This window comes from Pseudonocardia sp. C8 (assembly GCF_014267175.1).
Classification (GTDB): Bacteria; Actinomycetota; Actinomycetes; order Mycobacteriales; family Pseudonocardiaceae; genus Pseudonocardia.
This window is the reverse complement of sequence record NZ_JACMTR010000002.1, coordinates 5749629-5768532: the sequence shown is the minus strand read 5'-3', so window position 1 is coordinate 5768532 and position 18904 is coordinate 5749629. Positions and strand designations below refer to the sequence as shown.

Here is an 18904-nt window from a genome sequence, read left to right as displayed (position 1 = left end):
ACCGTTCCACGCCCGGTGCAGGTCGGCGTCCTTGGCAGCAGCAGCTCGGCGCGACGGTGCCGCCGCGTTCCGCGGAACGCGACTGCCCGGGACCGGACCGGATCAGGTCCTGCCGTGGCCGCGGGGCACCGGCGGGCGACCGGCCGCGGTGGGGCGGGTCGGTTGCTCACCGGTGCGTTCCCGGTTCGCGACGGCGGTGCCGTGGCGGGCCGCCCGGGCACCGGAGACCGGTATCGGGCGGGTGGCGTTCTCGTCGTACGGGCTGCCGACCGTGTCGGGGCGGATCGGCAGCGGACCGGTCGAGGGGTCCGGCCTGCGGTTCGGGGGGCGCGCCGGCCCGCCGCCCTCGTGGTCGGCGACCGTCGACGACCGGCCGAGGTCGGGCCGGTGCGCGGGTCCGCCCGCCTGGCCGGGCGCGGCCGGTACCCCCGAACCGTTCGGGCCGGGGGCGGGCGGTTCCGCCCACCAGTTCCGATCGGGCGCAGCCGGTTCCCGCGAGCCGTCCGGGCCGGCCACGGCCGGTCCCCCGGTCCTGTCCGAGCCGGGCAGCGCCGACCCCCGAGACCCCTCCGAGCCGGACACCGCCGACCCCCGAGAGCCGTCGGAGCCGGGCAGGATCGATCCCCGCGGCTCGTCCGGACCGGGCGCGACCGAGCCCTGCGACCCGCGCGAAGCGGACACCGCCGGCCCTCGCGACCCGTCCAGCCCGGCCGCGGCCGCGTCGTCCGCTCCGGCCGGGGACTGCCCGGCCCCGGCGGCCGGGCGGGGCTCGTCCACCGGCGCCCCGTCCACGGCGGCCGGCGCCCGGTTCCCGGCGCCGTCCGGATCCGGTGCCGTGGCCGGCACGGTCACCCGGAACCGGGCGCCCCCGAGCTCCGGCGACTCGAGGGCAGCCACGGTGCCGCCGTGCGCGGCGACCAGCTCGGACACGATCGACAGTCCCAGCCCGGAACCGCCGTCACCGCGCGAGCGGGCCTCGTCGAGCCGCACGAACCGCTCGAACACCCGGCTCCGGTCGGCCTCGGGGACGCCGTTGCCGTCGTCGTCGACGTCGATCACCGCGACGCCGTCCGCGGCCCGCACCGACACGGCGACGGTCGACCGCGCGTGCCGCTTGGCGTTGTCCACCAGGTTCCGCACGACGCGGACCAGCTGGCCACGGTCGCCGACGACCCGCACCGGCTCGGTCGTCACCCGCACGGCGACGGCCGTCTCGCCCGACGGGCGGACCCGCTCGGCCTCGGCGATCTCGTCGAGGTCGACCTCCTCCCGGCGCGGTACGAGCCCCCGCTCGTCGGCCCGGGCCAGGAACAGCAGCCCCTCGACGAGGCCGGTCAGCCGGGTCGTCTCGCCGCGCAGCGTGTCGACGGTCGCGCGGTCCGCGGACCCTTCCGGCATCCCGGTACCGAGCAGCTCGAGGCCGGTGGACACGGTCGCGAGCGGGCTGCGCAGCTCGTGGCTGGCGTCGGCGACGAACCGGCGCTGGGTGGCCTGGGACGACTCGAGCCTGCCGAGCATCTGGTTCATCGTCCGGGCCAGGCGCCCGACCTCGTCGCGGGCCGCAGGCTCGGGCACCCGCTGGGAGAGGTCCTTGTCGGTCATGCCCGCGACCCGGGCGCGCATCTGCTCGACCGGGCGCAGCGCGCTCCCGGCGAACAGGTAGGTGAAGAACCCGGCGATCAGGACGAGGACCGGGACGCCGCCTGCGACCAGCCAGCCGACGGTCTCGACGGCGTCGTGCACTGGCCCGAGCTCCTGCGCGGCGTAGATCGTGATCGGACGGCCCTGGGCCCGGTCACCGACGCCGACGACCATCATGGTCTCGGTCGTGGTCTCGTCCACGCCGTTCTGCCCCGAGCCGCTGCGGAACGTGATCGGGACGTCGAGCTGGTAGTTCGTCTCCCCGGGCGCCAGCAGCCAGTCCACGATCCGGCCCTGGCCGCTCAGCGGGTCCGACGATCCGATGATCTGGACGTCCTGCTGCCTCCCGTTGGAGCCGACCATCCAGTCCGGCGCGTTGGTCTCGTCGCTGTAGGCGGTGACGACCTGGACGATGTCGGTGCGCTTGCCGGTCGCGTCGATCGCGTTGCGCTTGGGGTCGCCGGTGCCCGAGAAGTTGGCCTCGACCCGGGTGCCGAGCTGCCGGGCGTTCTCCTCGAGCGCGGCGCGGGTGTTGCTCTTGAGCGTCTGGTCGAGCACGAGCACGAGCGCGACCCCGGCGACGACGAGCACGACCGCGACGGCGGCCGCCGCGGCGAGCGCCGACGCCGCGCGGACGCCCGTGCGTTCGCGCAGCCGGCGCAGGAGGCTCCTCACACCGACGAGGGTATCGCCGACGTCCTGTGCACAGCCTGAGACGACCACCGCGGTGTTAACAATCATTAACCGAGCCGGGTACGATCGGGAGATGGCCGCCGCCCCGGACACCGCCGGACCCACCCGGCGCGAGCAGATCCTCGCAGAGGCGTCCCGGCTGTTCGCCAGGCACGGGTTCCACGGGGTGAGCATCGCCGAGCTGGGCGCGGCCGTCGGCGTCAGCGGGCCGGCCCTCTACCGGCACTTTCCCGGAAAGGAGGCGCTGCTCGCGGAGATGCTGATCGACATCAGCGAGCGGCTCCTCGCCGGCGGTCGGGCGCGGGTCCGGCACGACGACCCGCGGGCCGCGCTCGCCGACCTGGTCGACTTCCACATCGAGTTCACCACGCGGGAGCCGGAGCTGATCGTCGTCCAGGACCGGGACCTCGCGAACCTGCCCGACGAGCCGCGGCGCACCGTCCGGCGGCTGCAGCGCACCTACGTCGAGCTGTGGGTGGACACCCTGCGACGGGTCCATCCGGACGTCCCGCCCACCGACGCCCGGACGGTCGCGCACGGCGTGTTCGGGCTGCTCAACTCGACCCCGTACGCCCCGCGGGCGGAGCAGCCGCCGACCCGCGGGGCCGACGCGCGCGCCGCCGTGCTGCGCCGGATGGCGCTGGCCGCCCTGGACGCCGCGCCGGCCTGACGCCGCGCCGGGCCTACCGGCGGCCCGCTCCGACCGGTTCGCGCCCGGCCGGGACCACCGCACCGGCCGCCGCACGGCTCCGCCGGTCCCCGCGGCGCGCGCCGACCAGCAGCCGCAGCCCGTTCAGGCAGACCAGCACGGTCGACAGCTCGTGCCCGGCGACGCCGACGACCAGCGGCAACGTCCCGATCAGGTCCCACGCCACCAGCACGACGATCACCGTGGCGGCGAAGGCCAGGTTCGCACGGGCGATCCGGCGGGCCCGCCGGGCGAGCTCGACCACCGGTGCCAGCGAGCCCAGCGGGTCCCGGGTGAGGACGCCGTCCGCCGCCTCCAGCGACAGCGCCCCCGCTCCCTCGCCGACGACCAGGCCGACGTCGGCGGAGGCCAGCAGCGGCGCGTCGTTGATGCCGTCCCCGACGGCCAGCACCCGCCGTCCGGACGCCTGCCGCTCGCCGACGACCTCCACCTTGCCGGCGGGCAGCAGCCCGGAGCGCACGTCGGGCAGGCCGAGCCGGTCGGCGAGGATGCGGGCCGGCCGCGCCGCGTCACCGGTGAGGACCTCCGGCGTGCCGACGGTCCGCCGGATCTCCTCGATCGCCTCGACCGCGCCCGGCCGCGGCTCGTCGGACAGCGCGACGACGCCGGCCGGCTCGGAGTCCACCAGCACGACGACGGCCGTGCGCCCCCCGTCCTGCACCGCGTCGACCAGCGCGGTGACCCGCTCGCCGGGCTCGGTGAGCAGCTCGGGCCGCCCGACCGCGACCTCGTGGCCGTCGACGACCGCGCGTACCCCCTCGCCCGGGATCGCCTCGAACCCGGACACGGCGGGCAGGTCGAGGCCGCGCTCCAGCGCGTGCCGCCGCACCGCGCGGCCCAGGACGTGCTCGCTGCCCTCCTCGGCCGCGGCCGCCAGCGCGAGGACGTCGCCGGCGGACCGGTCGCCGAGCGGGGTCACGTCCACGACCTGCGGGCGGCCGGAGGTGAGCGTGCCGGTCTTGTCCAGGACGACCGTGTCGATCTCGGCGAGCGCCTCGAGCACGGTGACGTCCTTGACCAGGGTCCCGCGCCGCCCGGAGACCGCGAGTGCCGCGAGCAGCGGCGGCATGGTGGCCAGCACGATCGCGCACGGCGACGCGACGATCATGAAGACGATCGCGCGGAGCAGCGTCTCCTCGAACGGCGCCCCGAACAGCAGCGGCACCGCCAGCAGCGCCACGGTGGCGGCCACGACGATCGCGGAGTAGCGCTGCTCGACCTTCTCGATGAACAGCTGGCGGTGCGCCTTGGTCTCGGCGGCCCGCTCGACCTGGGCAGCGACCCCGGCCACGACGGTGTCCGCGGCGTCGCGCAGCGCCCGCACCCGCAGCACGCCGGTGCCGTTGACGGTCCCGGCCAGGACGTCGTCGCCCGCCGCCCGCCGGACCGGCACCGGCTCCCCGGTCAGCCCGGCCGTGTCCACCTCGGACACGCCGTCGAGCACCCGGCCGTCGCCGGGGATCCGCTCGCCGGGCCGGACGACGACGGTCTGCCCGGCGACCAGCTCGGCCGCCGGGACCTGCCGCTCGCCGCCGTCCTCGACGAGGGTGGCGGTCTCCGGGGCGAGGTCCAGCAGCGCGTCGATGCTGGCCCGGGTCCGGGCGGTCATCACCGATTCCAGGGCGCCGGAGGTCGCGAAGATGACGATCAGCAGGCCCCCGTCGAACCACTGGCCGATCGAGGCCGCGGCGCCGGCCGCGACGACCATCAGCAGGTCGACGTCGAGCCGCTTCTCGGCGAGCGCCCGGATCCCCTCGACGGCGGGCTCCCAGCCGCCGAGGACGTAGCAGGCGAGGTAGGCCGTGACCACGACCGGGGCGGGGGTGCCGGCGAGGTCGAGCCCCACCGCGGCGAGGAACGCCAGCAGGGAGGCCCCGGCCCAGCGGACCTCGGGCAGGGTCAGTGCGGTGCGCATGCCGGTGAGCTTATCTGCGTATGCACGAAGATAGGCAAGCAGGCATCCACTCAGCGAGATGCACGTCCATCCGCGCAGTTACTCAGGTATCCTGGCCGCGTGCACGAGTCGATCCCCGGCTTCGCCATGCCGCCCGACGAGGACGTCCGCCGTGCCGCGGACGCCATGCGCATGCTGTCCGACCCGACCCGGATCAAGATCCTCTGGGCGTTGCTGCAGGGCGAGTCCTCGGTGGCCTGCCTGGCCGAGCTCGTCGGGGCGGCGCCCACCGCGGTGAGCCAGCACCTCGCCAAGCTGCGGCTCGCCGGGCTGGTCGAGAACCGGCGCGAGGGGACGTTCGTCTACTACACCGTCGACGACCCGACCGTGCGCGCCGTGCTGGAACGGGTGCTGCGGCGCGAGCCCGCCGGCCGCTGACCCGGCCACCGGGCCCGGGAACGCACTGCGAGGGACACCCCGGGGCGGCACGCGCCCGGGCGGGGTGCCCCTTCGCAGCTCCGAGCCCTCGGCGGCAAGGGCCCGGCGAGGTCCGCCCGGCCGGTCACCCGGCCGGGACGGACGCAGGCTTCTGTCAGCGCTGATGTTCGTTCCGCAAGCTCCTCTCAGCGCTGATGTTCGTTCCGCAAGCTCCTCTCAGCGCTGATGTTCGTTCCGCAAGCTCCTCTCAGCGCTGATGTTCGTTCCGCAAGCTCCTCTCAGCGCTGATGTTCGTTCCGCAAGCTCCTCTCAGCGCCCCAGCGCGGCCACCGCCCGCCGGGCCGCGATCGGGTCGGCCGTCGCGCAGGCCGCCCGGGCCCGCTCCCGGCACTGGTCGACGGTCAGCCCGCCCAGCCGGGCCCCCACGGCGGCGAGCGCGCCCGAGCCCATCGACAGGGTCGCGACGCCCAGCCCGACCAGCACCGGGGCCAGCTCCGGGTCGGCCGCGGCCTCCCCGCAGACGCCGACCGGCGTCCCGGTCCGGGCCGAGGCCTCGCCGAGCATCCCGATCAGCCGCAGCAGCGCCGGCTGCCACGGGTCGTTGAGCGCCGCCACCGGCCCGGACTGCCGGTCCGCCGCGAACAGGTACTGGGCCAGGTCGTTCGTGCCCACCGAGACGAAGTCGACCTCGCGCATGATCTCGTCCGCGGTGAGGACCGCCGCCGGGATCTCGATCATGACGCCGGCCTGGGTGATGCCGTGCGCCCGGCAGCGCTCCACGAACCAGGCGGCTTCCTCGGCGGTGGCGACCATCGGCGCCATCACCTTGAGCGCGACACCGGTCTCCTTGGCGGCCGCGGCCAGCCCCGCGAGCTGGCGGTCGAGCACGCCCGCGCCGTTCCCGGCGACCCGGGCGATGCGCAGGCCGCGCACGCCGAGCGCCGGGTTGGGCTCGCCGTCGAGGGACAGGAACGGCAGCGGCTTGTCGGCGCCGGCGTCCAGGGTGCGGGCGGTGACCGGCTTCCCGGCGAACGCGGACAGCACCTCGGTGTAGACCTCGCGCTGCCGGGCCTCGGAGGGCTCCTCGGTCGCGGCGAGGAACGCCAGCTCGGTCCGGAACAGCCCCACACCCTCGGCACCGGCGGCCGCGGACTTGGCCGCGCCCGGGCCGTCGCCCACGTTGGCCAGCAGCGGGACGACGCGGCCGTCCGCGGTTCGGCCGGCACCGTCCCACTCGGCGGTCACCGCCGCCGCGGCCGCGAACGCGGTCGCCTCGTCGAGCGTGGCGACCTCGCGGACCTCACCGGTGCCGCCGTCCACGGTCACGGCGGCGCCCTCGGCGAGCGTCCGCGCCCCCGCGCAGCCCACCACGGCCGGGATCCCCAGGGAGCGGGCGAGGATGGCGGTGTGGCTGGTCGGGCCGCCCTGCTCGGTGACCAGCGCGAGCGCGACGCCCGGCCGCAGACCGGCGGTGTCGGCGGGCGCGAGGTCGGAGGCGACGAGCACGGCCGGGGCGTCGAGATCGGCGACACCGGGGGCGGGCAGGCCCAGCAGCTCGGCCACGATCCGGTCCCGGACGTCGTGGATGTCGCGGGCGCGCTCGGCCATGTAGCCGCCCATCGAGGAGAGCATCTCCGCGAACTGGTTCGCGGCCTCCCACACCGCGCGCGCGGCGGGGTAGCCCTTCGTGGTCACCAGGCCCTGCGCGTTCTCCAGCAGTGCCGGGTCGCCGACCATCGTCACGGTCGCCTCGAGCACCTCCTTCGCGTCCCCGGAGACGGTCGCGGCGCGCGCGGTGAGGCGCTGCGACACGAGCTCGACGGCGGGCGCGATCCGGGCGGCCTCGGCGTCCGGGTCCGCGGGGGCGGGCCCGGCGGCCGGCTCGCCCGGCGGCTCGGCGACGCGCACGACGCGACCACCGGCGCGGCCGGGGCTGGCGGGGATTCCGTTCAACGTGCTCGGCATGGGGGCTCCCTGGGTTACTTCGGCGTGACCCGTTGACAAACACAGTAAAACCCACATACTCGGATACAAGCAAGCATCGAAGCGGGAGCGAACAAAGATGTACGCAGCGGAGCGTCAGCAGTGGTTGCTCGACCGGACCCGGGACCGGGGCCGGGTCGACGTGGCCGCCGTCGCCGAGGAGCTCGATGTCACCCCCGAGACCATCCGGCGGGACCTGGGCGTGCTCGAACGCCAGGGCCTGGTCCGCCGGGTCCACGGCGGGGCCATCCCGTCGGACCTGCTCAACTTCGAGCCGGGCGTGGGTCAGCGCGACACCCAGTCCGGCGCGGAGAAGGAGCGGATCGCCAAGGCCGCGCTCGCCGAGCTGGGCAACGCCGCCACGGTCCTGATCGACGCCGGCACCACCACCGCCCGGCTCGCCCACGTGCTCCCGCGGGAGCGGGACTTCACCGTCGTCACCAACTCGCTGCCGATCGCGTCGTCGCTGGCCGGGCGCCCGAACGTGCGTCTGCGCCTGCTCGGCGGGCGGGTGCGCGGCACGACGCTGGCCACCGTCGACGACTGGGCCGTCAGCCTGCTCGCCGGCCTCACCGTCGACGTCGCCTTCCTCGGCACGAACGGCTACTCGGTCGCCCGCGGGCTCACCACCCCGGACCCGGACGAGGGGGCCACCAAACGGGCGATGATCCGCGCGTCCCGGCGCGCCGTGGTCCTCGCCGACGCGAGCAAGTTCGGCTCCGACCAGTTCGTCCGCTTCGGAACGCTGGCCGCGGTCGACACACTCATCACCGACACCGGCCTCGACCCCGCGCACGTCGCGGCGCTGGAGGCCGCCGGACCCAAGGTGGTACGCGCATGACCCGCCACGCCCACGAGCGTTCCGCGACACCGCCGCTGTTCGTGACGGTCACGCCGAACCCGAGCCTGGACCGCACCATCGAGCTGCCGCACCTCGCCCGCGGTGAGGTCCACCGGGCGACCTCGGTCCGGGTCGACCCGGGCGGCAAGGGCGTCAACGTCGCCCGCGCCCTCGCCGCGGCCGGGCACCGCGCGGTCGCGCTGCTTCCCGCCGGGATGACCCCCGGCGAGCGGCTGGCCGCGCTGCTGGAACCCACGGACGTCACCACCGTGACCGTCCCGATCGCCGAGGCGACCCGCGTCAACATCACGCTGGTCGAACCGGACGGCGTCACCACCAAGGTCAACGAGCAGGGCCCGCGGCTGACCGCCGCGGAGTCCGGCGCGCTGACCGACCGGGCGCACGCCCTGGGTGCGGGCGCGACCTGGCTGGTCATCTGCGGTTCGCTGCCGGCCGGGGTCGACGACGACTACCACGCCGAGCTCGTGCGGCGCTGCCGCAGGCCCGGCCTGCGGATCGCCGTCGACACCTCGGGCACGCCGCTGCACCACGCGGTGGCGGCCGTACCCGACCTCGTGAAACCCAACCACGCCGAGCTGGCCGAACTCGTCGGGCGCCCACTGGGCCACCTCGGTGACGTGCTGCTGGCCGCCCGCGAGCTGCGTGCCCGCGGGATCGGCGCGGTCCTGGTCAGCCTGGGCGCCGGCGGTGCCCTGCTGGTCGACCGGTCCGGCGAGTACCACGCCCGGACCCCTCCGATCACCGTGCGCAGCACGGTCGGCGCCGGCGACTCCACCCTGGCCGGGTTCCTGGCCGCGGGCGGGGAAGGCCCGGACGCCCTCCGGCAGGCCGTCGCCTACGGCGCCGCCGCCTGCCGCCTGCCCGGTTCGGCCACGCCGGGCCCGGCCGACATCCGAATCGACGACGTCGAACTGGCACCCACGCCGGACACCACCCTCGCCCTCTCGGGAGATGCCGCATGACTGCACTGATCACCGCCGATCTGGTCGACCTCGACGTGCCGTCGGCCGACCGCAAGGCCGCCGTCACGGCGCTGGCCCAGCGCCTGGTGGATGCCGGCCGGGTCACCGACCTGGACCAGTTCCTGGCCGACATCGAGGCCCGCGAGGCCCAGATGCCGACCGGCCTCGAGGGCGGGATCGGCATCCCGCACTGCCGGTCGGCCGCCGTCACCGAGCCGAGCCTCGCGTTCGGCCGCAGCAGCAGCGGAGTCGACTTCGGCGCCGAGGACGGCCCCGCCAACCTCATCTTCATGATCGCCGCCCCGGAGGGCGGGAGCACCGACCACATGACCGTGCTGGCCGCGCTGGCCCGCCGCCTGGTCCGTGCCTCCTTCAAGAACGAGCTCCTGGGCGCCACCGACCCCGCCGCCGTCGCGACGTTCATCCAGCAGGAGGTGGGAGCGTGAAGCTCCTGGCCATCACCGCGTGCCCGACGGGCATCGCGCACACCTACATGGCCGCGGAGGCCCTCGAGGTCGCCGCGGACGAGGCCGGCCACGAGATCGTGGTCGAGACGCAGGGCTCGGCCGGTTCCACCCCGTTCACCCAGGAGCAGCTCGACGCCGCGGACGCGATCATCCTGGCCGCCGACGTCGAGGTGCGGGACAAGGAGCGCTTCGCGCACCTGCCGACCGTCACCGCGCCGGTCAAGAAGGCCATCGGCGGCGCGCCCGGCCTGATCGAGCAGGCCGTCGCGAAGGCGACCGAGCAGCCCAAGGGCACCCCGGCCGCCGCCACGGCCGCCCCGGCCGCCGCGGACGACGAGGCGGACGCCCGCCCGGCCGCGGGGCCCGGTTTCGGCGCGAAGCTGCGCGGGTGGCTGATGACGGGTGTCTCCTACGTCATCCCGTTCATCGCCGCGGGCGGCCTGCTGATCGCCCTGGGCTTCGCGCTCGGGGGGTACCAGATCTCCGACGCGCCGGACATCGTCTCGATCGGCGACGACAACGTCGCGTCGATCAACTTCGATCCGGGCTCGCTGGCGTCGTGGGCCGCGCTGTCGTTCCAGATCGGCAATCTGGCCTTCGGCTTCCTGGTCCCGGTGCTGGCCGGCTTCATCGCCTACGCCATCGCCGACCGGCCGGCGCTGGTGCCCGGGTTCGTCGGCGGCATGATCGCCGTCAACACCCAGGCGGGCTTCCTCGGCGGCCTGGTCGCCGGCCTGCTGGCCGGTGCGGTGATCTACGGCCTCAAGCTGTGGAAGCCGCCGCGCGCGCTGGCCGGCATAATGCCGGTGCTGGTGCTCCCGCTGATCGGCACCGCCGTCGTCGGCACGATCATGTTCCTGATCCTCGGCCAGCCGCTCGCCGCCGCCACCACCGGCCTCACCAACTGGCTGAACGGTTTGTCCGGGGCCAACGCGGTCCTGCTCGGCGCGCTGCTCGGCCTGATGGTGGCCTTCGACATGGGCGGCCCGGTGAACAAGGCCGCGTACGCCTTCGCCGTCGCCGGCCTGTCGACCGGCTCCGAGACCGCACTGATGATCATGGCTGCGGTGATGGCGGCGGGCATGACGCCGCCGCTGTCGCTGGCACTGGCCACGGCCGTCCGGAAGAACCTGTTCACCGGCGTCGAGCGGGAGAACGGCCGGGCCGCCTGGCTGCTGGGCGCCTCGTTCATCACCGAGGGCGCGATCCCGTTCGCCGCGGCCGACCCGCTGCGGGTGATCCCGTCGATCATGGCCGGCTCCGCGGTCACCGGCTCGCTGTCGATGGCCTTCGGCTCGACGCTGCGGGCCCCGCACGGGGGGATCTTCGTGGTCCCGCTGATCGGTAACCCGTTCGCCTACCTGCTGGCGATCGTCGCCGGCACGGTCGTCTCGGCGGCACTGGTGGTGGGCCTCAAGGGTGCCCGCCGCACACCGGCCACGGGCGACACCGCACCGGCCGGGTCCACCCCGTCCACCACCCCCGTCGCGGGCTGAGCCCCGTCCACCGAGAAGACCGAGGAAGAGGAGCACCGACATGGCCGAGCGTCGTGTGAAGATCGGTTCGTCCGTGGGGCTGCACGCCCGCCCCGCCAACCTGTTCTGCAGTGCCGCCAAGCAGCAGCCCGTCAAGGTCCAGATCGCCACCGCCGACGGCACCCGCGGGCCGGTGGACGCCGCGTCCATCCTGTCCGTGATGGGCATGGGCGTGCAGTCCGGCGAGGAGGTCGTGCTCACCGCGGCCGACGGCGCCGAGGGCGAGGCCGCCGTCGCGGAGCTGGCCGAGCTGCTGGCCCAGGACCTGGACGCCACACCCGCCTGACCCGCACCACCCCGGACGCCCCCGCCGTGCTCCCTACGGCGGGGGCGTCCCTCGTCCGGGCGTGGTCGCGCGTCGTGGAGCGTGGCGTCCGCCACGCTCCACGACGGGTGATCACGGTCGGGGACACTGGCGGGGTGCAGTACCGCCACGCGCCGGACGGGCACTTCGCCGCCCTCGACGCCGTCCTCGTGTCCGCACCGGGGCGCCCGACCCTGCCGGTCCGGCTCACCGTCGAGCTGCTCGGGCGGGCACGGGCGCGGCTCGGCTCCCCGGCGACGGTCGCCGTGTGGGACCCGTGCTGCGGGGCCGGCGTCACCCTGACCGTGCTCGGGCTGCTCTGCCCCGGCATCACGGCGCTGGCCGGCACCGACGCCGACCCGGACCCGCTCGGCCTGGCCCGGCGGAACCTCGCGCTGCTCGGGCCCGGCGGGCCCGCGGCCCGCGCGGCCGAGCTCGAGGCGATGGCGGCGCGGCACGGCAAGGAGTCCTACGCCGGCGCGGCCCGCGCGGTCCGGGCCCTGGACCCGCTGAGCCGTCCGGAGTGGACCGTGGAGGCGGCGGACGCGCTCGACCCGGCCGCCACCCGGGCCGCGCTCGGCGGGGTGGCCCCGGACGTGGTGCTCGCGGACCTGCCGCACGGCCGGCAGACGACGTGGGCGCGGTCGGATGCCTCGGACGACGGCGCCGGGCCCACGGATCCTGCGGCCGGCGACGGCGGGCCGACACCCGGGGCCGCGCACCCGGCGACGGACGGCCCGGCCGGCGCCCTCCCGCCCGAGGCCGCGTTCCTCACCGCGGTCGGCGCGGTGCTCGCACCGGAGGCCGTGGTCGTCGCGGTCGGGCGGGGACGGTCGGTGCCGCTGCCCGAAGGGGTGCGGGCACTGGAGCGGGTGCGGGCCGGGCACCGCGCCGCGGCCCTCGTCCGGGCCCGCGACCTGCACCGATGAGCCGGCGCACCGCCCGCCTGTGAGCCCGCGGCGGAGGTCCTGTGGGCGGCGGCCGGAGGAACCGACGGGTCAGCCGGAGGGGGCCGGGAGCCGGGCGTAGGCGTCCAGGAGCTGGTCCCGGGCGGACACCAGGTAGCGGGCCAGCTCGTCGGCGGCCTTCTCGACCTCCCCGTCGGTGAGCATCGCGGCGATCTCGCCGTTGCGGGCCAGGTAGGGCTCGTGGAACTCGCGCACCTCGGGCATCCGCTGGAACACCAGCCGCATCTCGGCGAGCAGCCTCCCCATCTCGCGCTCCAGGCGGGGGCTCCCGGCCAGCGCGACGATCTCGCGGTGGAAGTGCTGGTTGGCGTCGGCGATGCCGGTCCAGTCGGCGACGTCGGCGGCGGCTCGCCCCTCCAGGTAGGCGCCCCGGACGGCGGACAGCGCGACCGGGTCGGTGACCCGCGCGCCGTAGCGGATCGCCCCGGGTTCGATCACCATCCGGGCCGAGTAGACGTCCCGGATGTCGTCGGCCCCGGGCCGGGCGACGAACACGCCCCGGTTCGGGACCCGGACCAGCACCCGCTCGGCCACCAGCTGGGACAGCGCCTCGCGCACGGTGTTCCGGGAGACCTGCAGCGCCGTGCACAGGGCCTGCTCGGGCAGCCGCGCCCCGACCCGCAGGCGGGCCTCGGCGACCTCCACCCGGATCTGGTCGGCGACCCGCTCCGCGGCGGGCACCACGACCGCGCGGGACGCGGCCAGGGAGGCCAGCGCGTCCTGCACGGCGGTGTTCGCGTCGGTCACGACCACATCCTAGATGGGAAATGACTGCTCTTGGGATTGCCGGATCGTAGGACAATCCATCACACTCTTCCGACCTGCACCGCGTGACAGCCGGGAGGCGGCATGACCGAGGACACGGCACGACCGGCCGGGACGTCCACCCGAAGTGCCCTGCTCGGGGCCATGTTCCTGATGGCGACGAGCGCCATCGGCCCCGGCTTCATCACCCAGACCACGCAGTTCACGGCCCAGCTCGGCGCGGCGTTCGCCTTCGCGATCCTCGTGTCGATCCTGGTCGACATCGCGATCCAGATGAACGTCTGGCGGGTCGTGGGTGTGTCCGGGCTGCGGGCCCACCAGCTCGCGAACCGGATCGCACCGGGCGCGGGCTGGCTGCTCACCGCGCTGGTGGTCGTCGGCGGGCTGGTGTTCAACATCGCCAACGTCGGCGGCGCCGGGCTGGGGCTGAACGCGATGCTCGGGCTCGACGCCCGGATCGGCGGTGCGCTCTCCGCCGTGCTCGCGATCGCGATCTTCACGATCCGCCGGGCGGGGGTGGCACTGGACCGGATCGTCGTCGTGCTCGGCGTCCTCATGATCGGGCTGACCGCCTACGTCGCGGTCGTGTCCGGCCCGCCGGTCGGCGAGGCGCTGCGCCAGGCGGTGCTGCCCGGCCAGGTCAGCTGGCTGGTGATCACCACGCTGATCGGCGGCACGGTCGGCGGCTACATCACCTACGCCGGAGCGCACCGGATGCTGGACTCCGGCCTGTCCGGGCCGGAGAACGCCGGTCAGGTCACGCGCAGCTCGGTGCAGGGCATCCTGGTCACCGCCGTCATGCGGGTGCTGCTGTTCCTGGCCATCCTCGGCGTCGTCGCCGGCGGGGTGAACCTCGCCGGGTCCGGCAACCCGACCGCCACCGCGTTCGAGGCCGCCGCCGGCCAGGTGGGGCTGCGGCTGTTCGGCCTGATCCTGTGGGCCGCCGCGATCACCTCGGTCATCGGCGCCGCTTACACCTCGGTCACGTTCCTGACCTCCACCGCGACCCGGCAGCGCACCACCAACCTGCTCACCATCGGGTTCATCGTGCTGAGCACGGCCGTCTTCCTGATCGCCGGGACCACGCCGGTCACGCTGCTGATCTTCGCCGGGGCCTTCAACGGGCTCATCCTGCCGATCGGCTTCACCATCGTGCTGTGGGTGGCCTGGCGGCGCCGGGACCTGCTGGGCGGGTACCGCTACCCGCGCTGGCTGCTCGGCGCCGGGGTCGCCGGGTGGCTGGTGACGCTGTTCGTCGGCTACCAGTTCGTGGCGGACAACCTGGGGAAGCTGGCATGACGCACATCGACCTGAACGCCGACCTCGGCGAGTCCTACGGCCAGTGGACCCTCGGCGACGACGACGCGATGCTCGGGCTGGTCAGCTCGGCGAACGTCGCGTGCGGCTTCCACGCCGGCGACCCGTCGACGCTCCGGGCGACGACCGGGCGTGCCGCGGCGGCGGGCGTCACCGTGGGCGCCCAGGTGTCCTATCCGGACCTGCGCGGGTTCGGGCGGCGGTTCGTCGACATCGAGCCGTCCGCGCTGACCGACGACGTGCTCTACCAGATCGGTGCGCTCGAGGCGCTGTGCCGGGCGGCCGGCATCCGGGTCCGCTACGTGAAACCGCACGGCGCCCTCTACAACGCCACGCGCGCGCACACCGCGCAGGCCCGCGCCGTCGTCGAGGCGGTCCGGACCTACGACCCGTCGCTGCCGCTGCTGGGTCTGCCCGGCTCGGAGCTGCTGGCCGCCGCGGAGGACGCCGGGCTGCGCGCGGTGCCGGAGTTCTTCGTCGACCGCGGCTACACCCCCGACGGCGGCCTGGTGTCCCGCCGCGAGCCCGGCGCCCTGCTGGACGACCCCGGCGCGGCCGCCGACCGGGTGGTCCGGATGCTGGAGGACGGCGTCGTCCGGGCGGTGGACGGCACCGACGTCGCCGTCCGCGCCGAGTCCGCCTGCGTGCACGGGGACTCGCCCGGCGCCGTCACGATGGCGCGGCAGGTCCGGGACGCGCTGACCCGGGCCGGGGTCGAGATCCGGGCGTTCGCGCCATGACCGCCGAGCTCACCCCGGCGCAGGCCCGGGAGCGGTTCCGCGCCGGGCTGTCCACCCCGACCTCGGGCTGGTGCGCCGGCTGGACCCAGGCCAACCTGATCGCGGTGCCGGCCGGGTTCGCGTGGGACGTGCTGCTGTTCGCCCAGCGCAACCCGAAGCCGTGCCCGGTGCTGGAGGTCCTGGAACCGGGCGAGTTCGACGGGGCCATCCTGGAGGGCGATATCCGCACCGACCTGCCCGGATACCGCGTGTACGCGCACGGGGAGCTGGTCGAGGCGCCGACGGACGTCGTGCAGCACTGGCGCGACGACCTGGTCGCCTTCCTCATCGGCTGCAGCTTCACCTTCGAGAGCGCGTTGCTCGCGGCGGGTGTGCCGGTGCGGCACCTGGCGCAGGGGACGAACGTGCCGATGTACCGGACCACGAAGCGCTGCCGCCCCGCCGGGCGGATGTCCGGGCCGCTGGTCGTGTCGATGCGCCCGGTCCCGGCCGAGCTCGTCGACACCGCGGTCGCGGTCACCGCGCGGTACCCGGCCGTGCACGGCGCCCCGGTCCACACCGGGGACCCGGCGGCCCTGGGGATCGCCGACCTGGACCGGCCCGACTACGGCGACCCGGTCCCGATGGCCGAGGGCGAGGTGCCGGTGTTCTGGGCCTGCGGGGTCACCCCGCAGGCCGCCGTGCTGGAGTCCCGGCTGCCGCTGGCGATCACCCACGAGCCCGGACAGATGCTCATCACCGACACCCGGGACACCGACCACCGGATCTGAGTCATGATCGGGGGCATGACGAACGACCCGCACGCCTGGCTCGAGGACGTCACCGGCAGCGACGCCCTGCGGTGGGTGACCGAGCGCAACGCCCGCACCGAGGAGCAGCTGACCGGGACCCCGCTGTTCACCGAGCTGGAGTCGGGCCTGCGCGAGGTGCTGGACTCGGACGCGCGCATCCCGTGGGTCACCGCACGCGGCGGGTACTACTACAACTTCTGGACCGACGAGCGGAACCCGCGCGGCCTGTGGCGGCGCACGACACCCGAGGAGTACCGCAAGGAACGCCCGGAGTGGGAGGTGCTGCTCGACCTCGACGCGCTCAACGCGGCCGAGGGCGAGAACTGGGTGTGGCACGGTGCCCGGTTCCTGCGCCCCGACCTGGACCGGGCCCTGGTCGACCTGTCCCGCGGCGGCGCCGACGCCGACGTCACCCGCGAGTTCGACGTCACGACCGGGGACTGGGTGCCGGACGGCTTCTTCCGGCCCGAGGGCAAGGGCGGCGCCGGCTGGATCGACCGGGACACCCTGTGGGTCTCCACCGACCTCGGTGAGGGGACGACGACGAGCTCCGGCTACCCGCGGATCGCCCACCGGTGGCGGCGCGGAACCCCGCTCGCCGAGGCCCCGGTCGTGTTCGAGGGCACGGTCGAGGACCTGTCCGTGTCGGCGTTCCGCGACCAGACCCCCGGCTACGAGCGCGACTTCGTGCGGCGCGCGATCGACTTCTACGCCGACGAGCTGTTCCTGGTCGAGGGCGACATGCTGCGCAAGGTGCCGGTCCCGGACTCGGCGATCGCCGACGTCGAGCGCGAGTGGCTGGTCCTGGAGCTGCGCGAGGACTGGGGGCGGTTCGGCGCCGGGGCGCTGCTCGCCGCCCGGTTCGACGACGTCATGGCCGGCACCCCGAGCTGGGAGGTGCTGTTCGCGCCGACCGCGTCGTCGTCGCTCGCCGGCTACACCTGGACCCGGCGCCACCTCGTGCTGAACGTGCTCGACGACGTCGTCAACAGGCTGTCCGTCCTCACCCCCGGCGACGACGGCTGGTCCCGCGCGCCGTTCACCGGGGCACCGGAGTTCGGCAGCGTCTCGGTGTCCGCCGTGGACGCCGACACCTGCGACGACGTCTGGCTCACCGTCACCGACTACCTCACGCCGTCGACGCTGGCGATCGCGACGGTCGGGGAGCAGCCGGAGGTGCTGAAGAGCTCACCCGCGTTCTTCGACGCGTCCGGGCACGTGATCGAGCAGCACTTCGTGACCAGCGACGACGGCACCCGCGTCCCGTACTTCCTGGTCCGGCCGAAGGATCTCGACCTCGACGGCACCGCCCCCACCCTGCTCTACGGCTACGGCGGCTTCGAGATCGCGCTGACCCCCGCCTACTCCGGGGGGATCGGCCGGTCCTGGCTGGAACGCGGCGGCGTGTACGCCGTCGCGAACCTCCGCGGCGGCGGCGAGTACGGCCCCCGCTGGCACCGCGCCGCGCTGCGGGAGAACCGGCCGCGCGCCTACGAGGACATGGCCGCCGTCGCCCGCGACCTGGTGGACCGCGGGATCACCTCGCCGGCGCGGCTCGCCGTGCAGGGCGGCAGCAACGGCGGCCTGATGGCCGGGAACATGCTGGTCCGCCACCCGGAGCTGTTCGGAGCGGTCGTGATCCAGGTGCCGCTGCTGGACATGAAGCGCTACAGCCACCTGCTCGCCGGCGCGTCCTGGGTCGCCGAGTACGGCGACCCGGACACCGAGGACTGGGAGTTCATCCGGACCTTCTCGCCGTACCACCTGATCGACGGGTCCGCCGACTACCCGCCGGTCATCCTGCTGACGTCCACCCGGGACGACCGGGTCCACCCCGGGCACGCGCGCAAGTTCGCGGCGGCGCTCGCCGAGGCCGGCCACGACGTCACCTACTACGAGAACGTCGAGGGCGGCCACGGCGGCGCCGCGGACAACGCCCAGGCGGCCCGGATGGCCGCGCTGGCGTACGCGTTCCTTCATCGGCGGCTGCGCCGCCCGTGAGTGGTTAACAGGGCCAGGACCCTGTTAACCACTCACGAGCCGACGAAGTCGGCCACCAACTTGGTCAGGTCCTCGGGCCGCTCGATGTGCAGGCCGTGGCTCGAGCCGGGCCCGGTGACGAGCTCGTAGCGCGCGCCGGGGATCGCGTCCGCGACCTTCTTCGCCTGCCACGGCGGCGTCAGCAGGTCCTGCTCGCCCACCACGACCAGGGTCGGCGCGGTGATCCCGCCGAGCCGGTCCAGGGTGTCGAGGGCGAGGTCGGCGTCCCACTGCTCGACGGTGACCTGCATCTGCGCCTCGTTCTGCGGGAAGGCGGGCAGCATCGGTTCGAGCAGCTCGCCGAAGTCGGGGCGGTCGAGCAGCTCCGGGGAGAACGCGATCCCGGCCACCGCCAGCGCGGACTCCATGTCCCGGTGCACGTAGGGCAGCCGGAGCGCGGTGAGCACGGACCGCTGGAACCCGTCGCAGCGGCCCCAGGTGGCGTACAGGATCGCCGAGGCGACCTGCTCCGGGTGGGCCAGCGCGAGCTCCTGGGCGATCGCGGAGCCGAGCGACCAGCCCAGCACGTGCGCGCGGGGGATCTCGAGCGCCTCCAGCAGGGCGGACGCGTCCTCGGCCAGCGAGGCCACGCTGATCGGGCCGGTGCCGCGCTCGCTGCCGCCGAGGCCGCGGTTGTCGAACGCGATGACCTGGTGGTTCTCGGCGAGGCGGGAGACCATCTCGCCCCACAGCGGGATCGAGCCGGACGTTCCCATGATCAGCAGCAGCGGGTCGCCGCTGCCGCTGATCTCGTAGTTCAGCGTGACTCCGGTGCGGACGGACGTCTGGGGCACG

17 protein-coding genes are annotated in these 18904 nt (G+C 74.8%); 12 read left to right on the top strand and 5 right to left on the bottom strand.

Translation table 11 applies throughout. From position 1 onward, the window contains the following. Positions 1-102 precede the first annotated feature (102 nt). Positions 103-2316: a HAMP domain-containing sensor histidine kinase gene (locus H7X46_RS27410; RefSeq protein WP_186362092.1), complete on the bottom strand. Its 2214-nt coding sequence runs from the start codon at positions 2314-2316 to the stop codon at positions 103-105. 91 nt (positions 2317-2407) lie between these two features. On the opposite strand from H7X46_RS27410, the gene H7X46_RS27405 reads away from it, so the two are divergent. Beyond that, positions 2408-3004 carry a TetR/AcrR family transcriptional regulator gene (locus H7X46_RS27405; protein WP_186362091.1) on the top strand — a complete coding sequence of 199 codons (597 nt, stop codon included), beginning with the start codon at positions 2408-2410 and terminating at the stop codon, positions 3002-3004. 13 nt (positions 3005-3017) lie between these two features. Here H7X46_RS27405 and H7X46_RS27400 read toward each other — a convergent pair whose 3' ends face one another. After that, entirely contained in the window at positions 3018-4958 is a 1941-nt protein-coding gene (locus H7X46_RS27400) for a heavy metal translocating P-type ATPase (protein ID WP_186362090.1), read from the bottom strand. 99 nt (positions 4959-5057) lie between these two features. Between H7X46_RS27400 and H7X46_RS27395 the strand changes: the two genes are divergently transcribed. Continuing rightward, a complete protein-coding gene (locus tag H7X46_RS27395; RefSeq protein ID WP_186362089.1) occupies positions 5058-5375 on the top strand; it encodes a metalloregulator ArsR/SmtB family transcription factor in 318 nt (105 codons plus the stop codon). A 309-nt stretch (positions 5376-5684) separates the two neighbouring features. On the opposite strand, the gene H7X46_RS27390 is transcribed toward H7X46_RS27395, so the two are convergent. Continuing rightward, positions 5685-7340, bottom strand: coding sequence for a phosphoenolpyruvate--protein phosphotransferase (locus H7X46_RS27390; RefSeq protein ID WP_186362088.1), 1656 nt, complete (start codon positions 7338-7340; stop codon positions 5685-5687). A 97-nt stretch (positions 7341-7437) separates the two neighbouring features. On the opposite strand from H7X46_RS27390, the gene H7X46_RS27385 reads away from it, so the two are divergent. From H7X46_RS27385 to H7X46_RS27360, 6 genes are all read left to right on the top strand, one after another. Further along, entirely contained in the window at positions 7438-8199 is a 762-nt protein-coding gene (locus tag H7X46_RS27385) for a DeoR/GlpR family DNA-binding transcription regulator (RefSeq protein ID WP_186362087.1), read from the top strand. A gap of 35 nt (positions 8200-8234) precedes the next feature. Beyond that, entirely contained in the window at positions 8235-9182 is a 948-nt protein-coding gene (pfkB, locus tag H7X46_RS27380; protein WP_186362954.1) for a 1-phosphofructokinase, read from the top strand. Continuing rightward, positions 9179-9628, top strand: coding sequence for a PTS sugar transporter subunit IIA (locus H7X46_RS27375; RefSeq protein ID WP_186362086.1), 450 nt, complete (start codon positions 9179-9181; stop codon positions 9626-9628). The genes pfkB and H7X46_RS27375 overlap by 4 nt, the downstream gene beginning before the upstream one ends. Then, entirely contained in the window at positions 9625-11145 is a 1521-nt protein-coding gene (locus tag H7X46_RS27370) for a fructose-specific PTS transporter subunit EIIC (protein WP_186362085.1), read from the top strand. The genes H7X46_RS27375 and H7X46_RS27370 overlap by 4 nt, the downstream gene beginning before the upstream one ends. A gap of 40 nt (positions 11146-11185) precedes the next feature. Then, positions 11186-11470 carry an HPr family phosphocarrier protein gene (locus H7X46_RS27365; RefSeq protein WP_186362084.1) on the top strand — a complete coding sequence of 95 codons (285 nt, stop codon included), beginning with the start codon at positions 11186-11188 and terminating at the stop codon, positions 11468-11470. Between the two features lie 134 nt (positions 11471-11604). Then, positions 11605-12417 (top strand): rRNA methyltransferase, encoded by an 813-nt coding sequence (locus H7X46_RS27360; RefSeq protein WP_186362083.1) that lies wholly within the window; start codon positions 11605-11607, stop codon positions 12415-12417. Between the two features lie 69 nt (positions 12418-12486). Here H7X46_RS27360 and H7X46_RS27355 read toward each other — a convergent pair whose 3' ends face one another. Further along, entirely contained in the window at positions 12487-13203 is a 717-nt protein-coding gene (locus H7X46_RS27355; RefSeq protein ID WP_370589008.1) for a GntR family transcriptional regulator, read from the bottom strand. A 102-nt stretch (positions 13204-13305) separates the two neighbouring features. On the opposite strand from H7X46_RS27355, the gene H7X46_RS27350 reads away from it, so the two are divergent. The 4 genes from H7X46_RS27350 to H7X46_RS27335 are packed head-to-tail and all read left to right on the top strand — an operon-like array spanning position 13306 to position 18070. After that, the gene (locus H7X46_RS27350) at positions 13306-14520 is read left to right on the top strand and encodes an NRAMP family divalent metal transporter (RefSeq protein ID WP_186362082.1); all 1215 of its coding nucleotides are present in this window, start codon (positions 13306-13308) and stop codon (positions 14518-14520) included. Further along, positions 14517-15278 (top strand): LamB/YcsF family protein, encoded by a 762-nt coding sequence (locus H7X46_RS27345; protein WP_186362081.1) that lies wholly within the window; start codon positions 14517-14519, stop codon positions 15276-15278. The genes H7X46_RS27350 and H7X46_RS27345 overlap by 4 nt, the downstream gene beginning before the upstream one ends. Further along, on the top strand, positions 15275-16048 hold the full coding sequence (locus H7X46_RS27340; RefSeq protein ID WP_186362080.1) for a putative hydro-lyase: 774 nt from the start codon (positions 15275-15277) through the stop codon (positions 16046-16048). The genes H7X46_RS27345 and H7X46_RS27340 overlap by 4 nt, the downstream gene beginning before the upstream one ends. A gap of 15 nt (positions 16049-16063) precedes the next feature. Beyond that, positions 16064-18070 (top strand): prolyl oligopeptidase family protein, encoded by a 2007-nt coding sequence (locus tag H7X46_RS27335; protein WP_186362079.1) that lies wholly within the window; start codon positions 16064-16066, stop codon positions 18068-18070. Positions 18071-18102: 32 nt separating this feature from the next. Here H7X46_RS27335 and H7X46_RS27330 read toward each other — a convergent pair whose 3' ends face one another. Beyond that, a complete protein-coding gene (locus H7X46_RS27330; RefSeq protein ID WP_186362078.1) occupies positions 18103-18903 on the bottom strand; it encodes an alpha/beta fold hydrolase in 801 nt (266 codons plus the stop codon). Between the last annotated feature and the right edge of the window lies 1 nt (position 18904).